At 70.6% G+C, this 12712-nt stretch carries 8 protein-coding genes and 1 pseudogene; 6 read left to right on the plus strand and 3 right to left on the minus strand.

All coding sequences use genetic code 11. From position 1 onward, the window contains the following. A pseudogene (locus G3I19_RS28285) lies at positions 1-1973 on the minus strand (hypothetical protein); the annotation flags it as partial. 130 nt (positions 1974-2103) lie between these two features. Beyond that, complete coding sequence (locus G3I19_RS28290) at positions 2104-4734, minus strand: PA14 domain-containing protein (RefSeq protein WP_164266559.1); 2631 nt, start codon at positions 4732-4734, stop codon at positions 2104-2106. A gap of 132 nt (positions 4735-4866) precedes the next feature. Between G3I19_RS28290 and G3I19_RS28295 the strand changes: the two genes are divergently transcribed. The 6 genes from G3I19_RS28295 (at position 4867) to G3I19_RS28320 (ending at position 11931) form a co-directional block, all read left to right on the plus strand. Next, a complete protein-coding gene (locus G3I19_RS28295) occupies positions 4867-5928 on the plus strand; it encodes a LacI family DNA-binding transcriptional regulator (RefSeq protein ID WP_164266560.1) in 1062 nt (353 codons plus the stop codon). Between the two features lie 191 nt (positions 5929-6119). Continuing rightward, positions 6120-7211, plus strand: coding sequence for an ABC transporter substrate-binding protein (locus G3I19_RS28300; protein WP_239074890.1), 1092 nt, complete (start codon positions 6120-6122; stop codon positions 7209-7211). Between the two features lie 2 nt (positions 7212-7213). Further along, entirely contained in the window at positions 7214-8746 is a 1533-nt protein-coding gene (locus G3I19_RS28305) for a sugar ABC transporter ATP-binding protein (protein ID WP_203600445.1), read from the plus strand. Further along, positions 8739-9701: an ABC transporter permease gene (locus G3I19_RS28310; RefSeq protein ID WP_164266562.1), complete on the plus strand. Its 963-nt coding sequence runs from the start codon at positions 8739-8741 to the stop codon at positions 9699-9701. The genes G3I19_RS28305 and G3I19_RS28310 overlap by 8 nt, the downstream gene beginning before the upstream one ends. 14 nt (positions 9702-9715) lie before the next feature. Further along, positions 9716-10717: an ABC transporter permease gene (locus G3I19_RS28315; protein WP_343235236.1), complete on the plus strand. Its 1002-nt coding sequence runs from the start codon at positions 9716-9718 to the stop codon at positions 10715-10717. Positions 10718-10878: 161 nt separating this feature from the next. After that, entirely contained in the window at positions 10879-11931 is a 1053-nt protein-coding gene (locus tag G3I19_RS28320) for a DMT family transporter (RefSeq protein WP_164266564.1), read from the plus strand. Here G3I19_RS28320 and G3I19_RS28325 read toward each other — a convergent pair. After that, positions 11901-12712: LysM peptidoglycan-binding domain-containing M23 family metallopeptidase (locus G3I19_RS28325; RefSeq protein WP_164266565.1), on the minus strand; the 812-nt coding region annotated here is incomplete at its 5' end. The two genes, G3I19_RS28320 and G3I19_RS28325, sit on opposite strands and share 31 nt — an antisense overlap.

The following is a 12712-nucleotide window of genomic DNA, read 5'->3' on the forward strand; positions in this document are numbered from 1 at the left end:
GTGGCGTCACCGTCGACCGCGAGCGCGGCCTCCTTGCCGGGGTCCTCGGACGACGCGGTGGCGGTGGCGCCCCGTGCCAGGTCGGCGCCCGCCGCGCCGTCCCGTACCTCGAAGGCGTACAGCGAGTATCCGTACGCCGGATCGGGGGTGATCCCCTGCATCCGGACGTACCGGAACTCCCCTTTGGTCAGGGTGAGTTCATCGGTCCGCCCGGAGGCCGGAGCCGTGCCCGCGCTGTCCTGCGCCGGCACGGTGACCGCGCCGTCCGCCGCGGTGTAGGTGCGGCTGCCGTCCAGTCCCGGCATGCCCGGCATGGTCAGGTTCCGCACCTCCAGATGGCCCTCCCCCGCGCCGTTGCCCGATGTCGCGTAGACGACGGTGCCGGAGGGAAGCGTGGTCATGCCCGCGAAGCCGGTGTCCAGGGTGAGCAGGCTCGCGCTTCCGTCGAAACCGTCGCGCAGCGCGCTGTAGGTGACGGTGGTGCGGGCCCTCACCGTGGCCGCGCTGCCGGGCAGGAACATCGGGGTGTGGCCGCTGAGCGCGAACAGCCAGTCGTCGTGGGCGGGCTGCCAGGCGAACTTCACGAAGCCGGGCTTGGTGACGGTGGCGGCCCAGGCACCGGGCGACTGGTGGGCCAGCAGCCCCGGCCCGGTGCCGAAGTCCTTGGCGCCGCTCGCCCGCGCGAACATCTCAGGCTCGCTCAGCGGGCGCACCGGGGTGCCGGTGCGGGCGCGCCACTCGTGCAGCAGATAGCTGATGGCGATCTCGGCGCGGGCCTCGGGTTCGTACTTGGGCTCCCCGGAGAACTTCGCCATCCGGTGCTCCGGCGGATACGCCTGGTACGCGAGGAGGCGCCCGGCGAGTGCGGCCTCGGCGCGGGCCGCGGCCCGGTCACCGGCGACCTGGGCGAGGAAGGCGAGCGGGATGACATCGCGGCCGTACAGATGCTCGCGGTCCTCGACCATCGGCATCAGCGGTTCGCCCGCGTCGCTCATCACCGTGAGCAGGGTGTCCCAGAGCGGGCCCGCGTTCGGCTGGGCGGTGAGGACCTCGGGCAGCGGCTGCCCGGCGGTGAGGAAGTGGACGGCGTTGCGGCCCGATGTGCGCCATAGTTCGGCCTGGTAGTGCGGGCCGAACGAGCCGTGGTTCTCGACGATGAAGGTGTCGTACAGGTTCTGCGCGGTGTTGTCGCTGACCGGGACGCCGTCCACCCGTGCCGGGTTGGCGAGGTCGGCGGCGGGCAGCCCGGTCTCGTTGCGGCTCCACCGGCCGAACGCGGCACGCCAGTCGCCCTGTTGGCTGTCGTGCGGCGCCCAGGCGATTCCCGGTGCGAGCGACTGGGCGTAGACGCCCATCTCCTCCAGCTTGGTGTCGCCCCGGAAACCGCCGGTGGAGCCGTGCGGGGTCCAGTCGCCCGACGCCGGGTCGTCGCCGGTGCCGAGGGCGGTCGTGTACTGGGCCTGGGCGCGGGCGATGGTGTCGACACGGCGCCGGGTCTCCTCGTCGAGGCCGGCCCAGAGCAGCCGTGCCGCGAGGATGAAGTACGACTGGAAGGTGGTGTCGAAGAAGAGCGTGCGGCCCCATTCGGTGCCGCCGGTGAGCCGGTTGGATGCGGCGAAGTGCCGGATGGTGGCGAGGGTCCGCGTACGCAGGGTCTCCTCGTCCACTCCGGCGGCGGACGCGTCGTAGCTCCCGCGCGTCAGCAGCAGCGCGTTGCCCAGGACGACGGCGAAGCCGAAGTCGGTGGCGGTGTAGTGGCCGGTGTCCGCATCCCACTGGGTCTCGGACCAGCGGGTGTGGTCGAGCAGGACCCGGTAGTAGGTCTCCGCCACCGCGTCCGGATGCCGCGGGTGCGCGGATTCGGCTGCGGCGGACGGGGCGCCCGTCACCAGCGGGGTGGCCGTCAGCGCGGCGGAGAGACCGAGGAGTTGGGCGAAACGGCGCCGGCTCAGCTCGTACGGGTGGTGGGGCAAGCCGCTCCGCCTCCTTGGACAACGTTGTCAGAACGCGATCATTGTTGGTTCCTGTCGGGCTCGCGTCAAGAGTTCCGACCGGAATGCTCCGGGTGCCCGGGGCCGCGCGCGGTCCGGGCACCCGGACAGGTCAGGAGGCCGGGCACCCCGCCGGAACCGCCTGCGACGCGTCGTGGATCAGCGCGTCCTGGGCCGCCTTGACCCGCTTCACATCGGGCTTGACGATCTTCCGGTCGTAGGTCAGCAGACCGTTCAACTCGCCCTCCACATCGGAGATCTGGGTGTACACGGCGCCGTTGCTGCCCTGGCAGGCCAGCTTGTGCACCTCGTCGAGCTTGGCGAGGTAGTCGTCGGTGTACGTGGCCGGGTCGACCGCGACGTACGACTGCTGCACCGCCCAGGCGTGCCCGGGGACAGCCAGTCCCAGTCCGCCGTACTCACCGCTGACCAGCGCGCGTCTCCCGTCGGGTGCCGGGAGGGCCGGGCTCGGGTAGCCGTGTTCGTCGATGATGTCGCCGGTGCCGCCGTCGGCTCCCAGGTTGATGCCGGACATGCTGTTGACCAGCCGCGTCGGGTCCCACGCCTTCGCCTGGTCGGCGATGCGCGCCTCGTCGTACTGACCCCAGCCCTCGTTGAACGTCACCCACATGACGACCGACGGATGGCTGCTGTGCTGGTCGATCATCTGCTTCATCTCGTGCTCGTACTCGGTGCGTGCGGCCGGCGACGGGTTGGTGCCCGCCTCCATGGCCGGCATGTCCTGCCACACCATCAGACCCAGCTTGTCCGCCCAGTAGAACCAGCGGTCCGGTTCGACCTTGATGTGCTTGCGGACCGCGTTGAAGCCCATCGCCTTGTGCATCTTCAGGTCGTACGCGAGGGCCTCGTCGGTCGGCGCTGTGTACAGGCCGTCCGGCCAGAAGCCCTGGTCGAGGGTGGCCATCATGAAGACCGGCTTGCCGTTGAGCACGGTGCGCGGGGTGCCGTTGATCTTCTCCACCGCGATGGAGCGCATCCCGAAGTAGCTGCCGACCCGGTCCGAGCCGACGGTGACCTCGATCTGGTAGAGATGCGGGTCGTCGGCCGACCAGAGGTGCGGCCTGGGCACCGGGACGTTCAGCGCCTTACCGGTACGGCCGGTGGCGGTGCCCACCTTGCGTTTCCCGTCGTACGCGGTGGCCGTGACGGGCACCCCGGCGCGGACGCCCTGCACGTCGACGGCGACCTTCTGCGCCGTGATGTCCGGGGTGAGCTTGAGCGAGTCCGCGTGGTCGGCCGCGACCGGCTCCATCCACACGGTCTGCCAGATACCGGACGACGGGGTGTACCAGATGCCGCTCGGATCCTGGCGCTGCTTGCCCATCGGCGGGTTCTCGCCGCCCTTGGAGTCGGTCGGGTCATAGACCCCGACGATCACCTCCTGGGTGCGGCCCGGCTTGAGCGCGTCGGTGATGTCCGCGCTGAACTTGTCGTAACCGCCCTTGTGTTCGGTGACCTTGGTGCCGTTGACATACACATCGGCCTGCCAGTCCACCGCCCCGAAGTTGAGCTGGAGCCGCTTGCCCGAGCCGACCTTCCAGCCCTTGGGAACGGTGAACGTACGCCGGTACCACATCCGGTCCTCGTGCCGCTCCACCCCGGAGAGCTGCGACTCCACCGGATACGGCACGAGGATCTTCTCCGCCAGCTTCTTGCCGACCGGGGGCTTCTCGCCCGCCTTGGCCGCGGCGAACTGCCAGCTGCCGTTGAGGTTCTGCCAGTCGTGCCGGGTGAGCTGGGGCCTGGGGTACTCGGGGTGCGCGTTGGAGGAGCTGACGTCGTCGGCCCACTTGGTGCGCAGTTCGTACTCGGAGTTGTTGGCGCCGCTCGACCAGAAGGATCCGACCGCCTTGCCGTCCCGGCCCTTCAGCGCGCCCTTTCCGTCGTAGCGGATGTCCGCGAGACCGTTGGCGCCGCCGCCCTTCTTGCCGACGACCGGCTCCTTGAGCGCGACGGTGAGGCTGTGCGCGTCGGCCGGGTCGGCCTTGACGGCGCCCAGCGGCCAGGTCGCACCGCCGATCTCGGCGTCGAGATGGCCCGCGAGGCCGGCGGGCGGGGGCGCGAGCTGCTGCGCGAAGTCGAGCTTGAGGGTGCGGCCGGACTTCTGGACGGTGGCGGCGATGGCTCCGTCGTAGTCGTACCCGTCCGGCAGCCGGAACGCGGACTGCGGGACCGGTGTCTCGGTGCCGCCCGGCGGGGTCCACTTCAGATGGAGGTTGGAACCGCCCTCGTGCTCGAAGTACTCGACCTTGATGTCGTACGCCTTGCCCGCGGTCAACTCGACCGGCTGGGAGGTCTGTTCCTTCTCCCAGTCGTCGACCCAGTGGTCGATGACGGGTTTCCCGTCGATCCAGAGGCGGAAACCGTTGTCGCCGATCATCGAGAACGTGTGGGTGCCGGTCTTCTCCGGGACGATCTTCCCGGTCCAGCGGACGCTGTCGTTGTCCGACTGCCCGGTGGCGGACTGGAGGCGGGACTCCAGGGTGGGGAAGTCGATGTCCGGGTCGAACCCGGTGGCCTTGAGCTGCGCGAAGTCGAAGGCCCCCGGGGCCGATTGGGTGTAGTACTCCCCCTTCAGACCATGGGCGGTGACAGTGGACGCACGGGGTGCGGACGCGGCCGGAGCGGGTGCGGACGCGGCCGAAGCGGCCGGCATCGCGGAGAGCCCCGCGAAGCCGGTGACGGCGGCGAGGAGTAGGGCCAGATTTCTTCTGGTGCGCACGGATCCTCCTTTGGTGAGGAAGGGTGGCGGCTCGTTGCAACAGTCTGTACAACGTTGGAAGGAACGGCAGTTGGCATGACAGCACGACTCCTGCCTGCTGTCCAGGGCATGACCACTCGGAGGGGAGACTCAGTGGGCGTAAGCCTCAAGGACGTCGCCGGGCTCGCGGGCGTCTCGATCAAGACCGTCTCGAACGTGGTGAACAACTACCAGCACGTCACACCCGCGATGCGGGCCCGGGTGCAGGCAGCGATCGACGAGCTCGGTTACGTACCGAACCTCACCGCACGCCACCTGCGGAAAGGCCGGACGGGCATCCTCGCCCTCGCCGTGCCCGAACTGGGCAACCCGTACTTCGCGGAGCTGGCGGGGGCCGTCATCGACGCGGCGGCCGAGCACGACTACACGGTGCTGCTCGACCACACCAGGGGCGAGCGCGAACAGGAGATCCTGGTCAGCCAGGGGTTCCGGGGGCGGGTCATCGACGGGCTGATCCTCTCCCCCATCGAGCTGGAGGCGGAGGACCTGCGCAGCAGGAGCCATGACTCCCCGCTGGTGCTGCTCGGCGAGCGTGAGTACGACCTGCCGTACGACCACATCGCGATCGACAACGTCGCGGCATCGCGCCGGGCGGTGCGGCATCTGATCGGGCTGGGCCGCACCCGTATCGCGTATCTCGGCGCGCGCACCGACCGCATCAACTTCCCCGCCCAGCTGCGTCTTCGCGGCTGGCGCGAGGAGCTGACCGCCGCCGGGCTGCCGGCGCCCGACACGCTGGTGGCGCCGACGAGCGGCTGGGACCGCGGGGACGGGGCGCAGGCGATGGCCTGGCTGCTGGACTCGGGCCAGCGGCCCGACGCCGTCTTCGCCTATAACGACCTGGTCGCGGTCGGTGCGATGCGGGTGCTCGCGGAGCGGGGGCTGCGGGTGCCGTGGGACGTCGCCGTGGTGGGGTTCGACGACATCGCGGAGGGCCGGTTCGGCGCGGTCACCCTCACCACCGTCTCGCCGGACAAGCAGTCCATCGCGCGGCTCGCGGTGGAGTCGGTCATCGGTGGGCTCCAGGGCCCGGAAAAGGGTGCTGGAACGAGCCCTGACCGGCGGTCCGAGCAGCCCGCCGGCACACCCGCGGGCCGTGAACTCATCGCCGAATTCCGGCTGGTGGAGCGGGAGAGCACACTGGGTCGCCGGTAGCGCGGTACCGGGGGCCGTAGCGGAACCGGCATCGGCACCGGTATCTGGTTGTCAGGTACGCGAAGGGTTTACAGGACCCTTCTAACGTTGTAAAAAGTGCCCCGGAACGCTGAGTCGACTCGTACGAGCCCGCCTCCCGTGCCTCGTTGCCACGGGCCTGCGCCAAATCTGGGGACGCCATGAATCCGACCATGCTCCTTCGACGTACCACCAGCAAAGCCCTTCTCGCCACCGGTCTCGCCGCGAGTCTCGCGCTCGCGTCCGGCTGCGCCAAGTCCGAGGACGACGGCGCCAAGGACACCTCCGCGTCGTCCGGCAAGGGCGATTCGGGCCAGGTCGTCGCCACTCCGTCCGCCGCGGGCGACGCCAAGAGCTGCACCATCGGTCAGTTCGGCGGCAAGAAGCTCGACATCAAGGGCGCGACCATCGGTTTCTCCCAGTCCGAGAAGGAAGCCAACCCCTTCCGGATCGCCGAGACCGCGTCCATGAAGGCCGAGGCCGAGAAGCGCGGCCTCAAGCTGCTCACCGCCAACGCGCAGTCGCAGTTCTCGAAGCAGATCAGCGATGTCCAGGACCTGCTGGCCAAGGGCGCCGACCTGCTCGTCATCGCCCCGCTGAACTCGGACGGCTGGGGCCCGGTGCTCCGTACGGCGCGGGCGAAGCACATCCCGATCGTCACCGTGGACCGCAAGATCAACGCCACTCCGTGCAAGGACTATGTGAGCTTCATCGGCTCCGACTTCGTCCAGCAGGGCAAGCGGGCGGCCGACCGGATGATCGCGTCGACCGGCGGCAAGGGGAAGCTCGCCATTCTGCTGGGCTCCGCGGGGAACAACGTCACCACCGAACGCACCAAGGGCTTCAAGGACGAACTGAAGGCGAAAGCCCCCGGGCTCAAGGTGGTCTTCGAGCAGACCGGTGACTTCGTCCGCGAGAAGGGCCAGCAGGTCACGGAGCAGCTCATCCAGTCGAATCCCGACATCGCCGGGATCTACGCGGAGAACGACGAGATGGGCCTCGGCGCCGTCAACGCGCTCAAGGGAGCGGGCAAGAAGGCCGGCTCGGTGAAGATCGTGACGGTGGACGGCACACGCAACGGCGTCCAGCAGATCGTGGACGGCTGGATGAGCGGGGACGTCGAGTCCAACCCGCGCTTCGGACCGCTCGCCTTCGAGACGCTCGACAACTTCACCAAGGGCCAGAAGGTCGCGCAGGACATCATCATCCAGGACAGCGAGTACAGCAAGGACAACGCCAAGTCCGACATCGGCAAGGCGTTCTGAGCATGGGGGCGCCGGAACCGCCGGTGCTGTCCGTCACCGGTCTGACCAAGACCTTCCCGGGTGCCCGTGCGCTCGACGGGGTGGACTTCGCGGTGCGGCCCGGCGAGGTCCATGCGCTGATCGGTGAGAACGGCGCCGGGAAGTCCACCCTCATCAAGGTGCTGACCGGCGTCCACCGGCCCGACGAGGGGGAGTTGACCTACCGCGGGGAGGCGGTCTCCTTCGCCACGCCGCTCGCCGCGCAGCACGCCGGGATCTCCACCATCTACCAGGAGGTGAACCTGGTCCCGCTGCTGAGCGTGGCCCGCAATCTCTTCCTGGGCCGCGAGCCCCGCAACCGCATCGGCCTGATCGACTTCCGCCGGATGCACCGCGAGGCGGACGAGGCGCTCCGCTCGCTGGGCGTACGGACCGATGTGCGCAGACCGTTGCGTTCCCTCGGCGTCGGCACCCAGCAGATGGTGGCGCTGGCCCGGGCGGTCTCGGTCGACGCGCGGGTCGTCATCATGGACGAACCGACGTCCTCGCTCGAACCGGCGGAGGTCCGGACCCTGTTCGGGGTGATCCGGATGCTGCGCGAGCGCGGCATCGCGGTGATCTACGTCAGTCACCGTCTGGAGGAGCTGTACGAGGTCTGCGACACGGTCACCGTGCTGCGGGACGGCAAGGTCGTGCACAGCGGGCCGATCGCCGAGCTGGACCGGCTGCGGCTGGTCTCGCTGATGCTCGGGCGTGAGATGGGCGAGGTGCGCAGCGAGGGCCTCACCAAGTTCACCGGCGGGCACGCGGACGATGTCGAACCTGTGCTGCGGGCCGAGGAGTTGACGGTCCGCCATGTCCTGAGCGATGTGTCGGTCGCCATCCGGCCCGGCGAGGTCGTCGGGCTCGGCGGACTGCTCGGCTCGGGCCGCAGCGAGACCGCCAAGGCCATCGCGGGCGCGCTGGCGCCCGACGCGGGCCGGGTGCGCGTCGGGGGCGGAGCCGTCCGTACCGGCTCCACCCCGGCTGCCATCAGGGCGGGCATCAGTCTGCTGCCCGAGGACCGCAAGGCCGAGGGCATCGTCCCGGGTCTCTCGGTCCGGGAGAACATCGCGCTCGCCGCGCTGCCGGGGCTCTCGCGCTTCGGCCTGGTCGACGAGAAACGGATCGACAGCATCGTGGAGACGTTCATGGCGCGGCTGCGGATCAAGGCCGCGAGCCCGCACCAGAAAGTGGGCGAACTCTCCGGCGGCAACCAGCAGAAGGTGCTGCTCGCCCGCTGGCTGGCCATGCGGCCCAAGGTGCTGCTGCTCGACGAGCCGACGCGGGGCATCGACGTCGGCGCCAAGGCCGAGGTGCAGAAACTCATCGACGAACTCGCGGGGGACGGACTGGCCGTGCTGCTGATCTCGTCCGACATGGAGGAGCTGATCGAGGGCTCCGACCGGGTGGTCGTCCTGCGGGACGGCGCCGTCGTGGCGGAGCTGTCCGGTGACGCCGTCACCGGGGAGCAGCTGCTCCGGGCCATCGCCGCGAAGGGCGGGGACCATGACTGACCTGGCGCTGCGGCGCACTTCGTACGACCGCGACCGGCTGCTGCGGCTCCTCCAGGAGTACGGGGTGTACGCGGGCGTGGCCGTGCTGATCCTGGCCAATATCGCCTTCACGCCGCACTTCCTGTCCGCGGAGAACTTCCGCACCCAGGCCGTGCAGGTCGCACCCGTCCTCATCGTGGCGCTCGGGATGGCGCTGGCGATCGGGAGTGAGGGCGTCGACCTCTCCGTGGGCTCGGTGATGGCGCTCTCGACCTCGCTGGTCTCGCTCTATCTCGGTTACGGGGTGTGGATCGCGCTCCTCACGGCCGTTGTCGGCGGGATCGTGGTGGGGGTGGCCAACGGCGCGCTGATCGCGTTCATCGGTGTGCAGCCCATCGTCGCGACACTGGCGCTGATGGTCGCGGGACGCGGACTCGCTCTCGTGCTGCTCCCCCAGCTCAAGGACATCCACGACCCCGGTATGGCGTCGCTCGGCTCGGGGGCCGTGCTCGGCATCCCGTATCTGGTGCTGATCGCGGCGGCCCTTGCTCTGCTCGTCGCGTTCACCGTGCGGCGTACGACCTTCGGCAGGCAGCTGCTCGCCATCGGCGACAGCCGGCCGGCCGCGCGGCTGGCCGGGCTTCCGGTCCGGCGGGTGCTGATCCTGGTCTATGTCTGCTCCGGGGTGCTGGCCGCCGTCGCGGGCGTCCTCGCGTCGGCGCGGCTGCAGGCCAGCGATCCGACCTCGCTCGGCAATCTGATGGAACTCTCCGCGATCACCGCGGTGGTCGTCGGCGGTACGCCGCTGAGCGGCGGCCGCGTCAGGATCGGCGGCACCGTGGCGGGCGCCGTCCTCATCCAGCTGCTCACCGCCACGCTCATCAAGCACGATCTGCCGCCGTCCTGGACGCAGATCGCTCAGGCCGTGGTGATCGTGCTCGCGGTGTACGCGGCACGGGAACGGGGGAAGCGGTGACCGCCGTGCAGACCATCGGAACCGGTCGGCCGACCGGAGGGGACGAGCCATCCGGACCGGCCCGCGGGGAGCGGATCAGTGCCGTCGCCCAGCAGCACGGCGCCCTGGTGACGCTGGTCGTCGCCGTGATCGCGGCCTCGCTCAGCTTCGACACCTTCCTCACCGCCGACAACCTCGGCAACATGGCCGTCTCATCGGCCTTCCTCGCCGTCGTCGCCCTCGGTATGACCTTCGTGATCATCACGGGCGGGATCGATCTGTCGGTGGGCTCGCTCTTCGCACTCGGGGGTGTGCTCGGCGCCTGGGGCTCGCGGTACGGGACCCTGGTGGCGCTGCTCCTCCCGGTGGCGGTCTGCGGGCTGATCGGCCTGGTCAACGGGCTGCTGATCGCACGGGCCCGGCTTGCCCCGTTCATCGTGACCCTCGCGTCCCTGCTCGCCGCGCGCGGCATTCTGCTGGCGATCACCCACGAGGGAGCGACGACCTACCTGGTCGACGACACGTCGTTCTTCGCCCGCCTCGGCCAGGACAAGCTGCTCGGCGTCGGGGTGCCCGTCTGGATCACCGTGGTGCTCTTCGTGCTGGGTGCGGTCGTGCTGCGCCGCAGCCGCTTCGGCCAGTATGTGTACGCGGTCGGCGGGAACGAGGACGCGGCGGCGCTGATGGGCGCCCCCGTAGCCCGTACGAAGACCACCGTGTACACGCTCTCCGGGGTCTGCGCGGGGCTCGCGGGCGCGCTCAACGCCGCCTGGCTGGTCTCCGGTGTCACCATTCTCGGCTCGGGCATGGAGCTGGAGGCGATCTCGGCCGTGGTCATCGGCGGGACCCTGCTGACCGGCGGCTTCGGCTTCATCAGCGGTTCACTGGTCGGGGTGCTGCTGCTGAAGGTCATCCAGAACGTCATCAACCAGATCGGCTCGCTGGACTCCGCGTATCAGCAGGTGGTCAGCGGCGCCTTCCTGGCGGCCGTGGTCATCGCCCAGACCTGGCTGGGCAGGCGGCGCAGGATGCTGTGACGCCGTCCGGTGCAGGGTCGCGGCGCACCGGACGGATTCCGGCCACCCGCACGACCGCCGCGAGTACTACGTGCCGGGCAGCCGTGTACTGCTCTGGTAGTACGGAGGATTCGGTGCCTGGGTACGACGACATTCCGGCCGAAAGGAGAGATCGTTGATACATGAGTGCCCTCGCGCTGTCCGTGCTGCTGTCGCTGGTCTCCGCGGTCGCGTACGCGGCCGGGGCCATCGTGCAGGAACGCGTCGCCGCGGCCACCCCCGGCAGCCCTTACGCACCTCTGCGTCACAGCGGCTGGTGGGCCGCGATGACGCTGAACGGCGTCGGCGCGGGCCTGCATGTGATCGCCCTGGCCTACGGGCCGCTGAGCCTGGTGCAGCCGCTCGGCGCGCTGACCATCGTCTTCGCGCTCCCGATGGCCGCCGTGTTCGTACGGCGCAGAGCGGGCGCCGCCGCCTGGCGCGGCGCGATCATGGCGACCGTCGGGCTGGCGGGGCTGCTCGCGCTGACCGGTGGCGCGGACAACGGCACCCTGCCGGGCGGTGAGCGGACCGTACTGGCGCTGGCGACCTTCGGCGGGATCGCGGCGCTCTTCCTGGTCGCCCTGCGTATGCGCAAGCCGGTCGTGCGGAGCATCGTGCTGGCGACGGCGGCCGGTGTGGCCTTCGGCGCCGCCTCCGTCTTCACCAAGACCGTCGCCGTGGACCTGACCTCGCACGCGCCGACCGCGGAGTGGCTGAGCCTGCTGGCGATCGCCGGGTTCGCGGGGACCGGGGTGCTGCTCTCGCAGGCGTCGTACCGCGGAGCCGGACTCGCGGCGCCGCTGGCCACCGTCACCGTCGTCAATCCGGTCCTGGCGGCGGCGATCGGGGTCACGCTCTTCGGCGAGGATTTCCGTTACGGGGTGACCGGTGAGGTGCTGGCGCTCGCCTGCGGCGTCGTGGCTGCGGGCGGGCTGATCCTGCTGACGACGGAGCGGCTCTCCGCGGACCGGCCGCGCTCCGGGGAGCAGGGCGGCTCCGGGGAGCGGCGCGGTTCCGAAGAGCAGCAAGGACCCGGCGAGCAGCGCGGTCCCGGGCAGCAGCGCGGCTCACAGGACCGGTCGGCCGCGGCCCACGTCCCGCCACCCGGCGGACCGTCACCGCACCTGGTGGCGGCACCCGCGCGGCGGCCGAGGAAGGGCGATCAGACGGCGACGCCGCCCGCCCTCAGATAGGCCAGCGGGTCGATGTCGCTGCCGTAGTCCGGCCCGGTCCGCGCCTCGAAGTGCAGATGCGGGCCGGTGGCGTTCCCGGTGCACCCCGAGCGGGCGATGCGCTGCCCCTGCTGGACGTTCTGGCCCGTCCGGACCGTCAGCGCGGACAGATGGGCGTACTGGGTGTACCGGCCGCCGGCATGCCGGACGACCACCTGGTAGCCGTAGGCCCCGCCCCAGCCCGCGGCGACGACACGGCCGGCGGCGACCGCCTTGACCGGAGTACCGGTCGGGACCGGGAAGTCGATGCCCGTGTGGTGGCCGCTCGACCAGGAACCGCCGGAGGCCCTGTACGCCGTGGTGTGGTGTCCGGGCACGGGCGCGACCAGGGCGGATGACACGGCGGCCGACGCGGTGGTGTGGTGCTTGGCGGGCGGCGCCGCGGTGTGGTGCTGCGCGGGCGGCGCCGCCCTGTGGGGTTGCGGGTGCGCTGCCGCCGTGTGCCCGGCGGGAGGAGCCGGGTGTCCGGGGGCGGCTGTGTGTCCGGGGGCGGCCTTCGGCCTCTGCTGCCCGCCGATGGTCAGGCGCTGGCCGGGGTGGATCAGGTCGGGGTCGGCGCCGACCACCGTGCGGTTCCCCTCGTACAGCCGCTGCCAGCCGCCGCCGACCTTCTCGGCCTCGGCGATCCCGGAGAGCGAGTCGCCGCTGACCACCGTGTAGGCGGCGGGGTGCGCGGCGGGAGCGGCGGCGGCCGCCGGTCTCGCGGACTCCGGGTGACCCGTGGATGCGGGGTGCGGGGTGT

It is taken from the genome of Streptomyces sp. SID10853, assembly GCF_010548145.1.
In the GTDB taxonomy this organism is placed as follows: Bacteria; Actinomycetota; Actinomycetes; order Streptomycetales; family Streptomycetaceae; genus Streptomyces.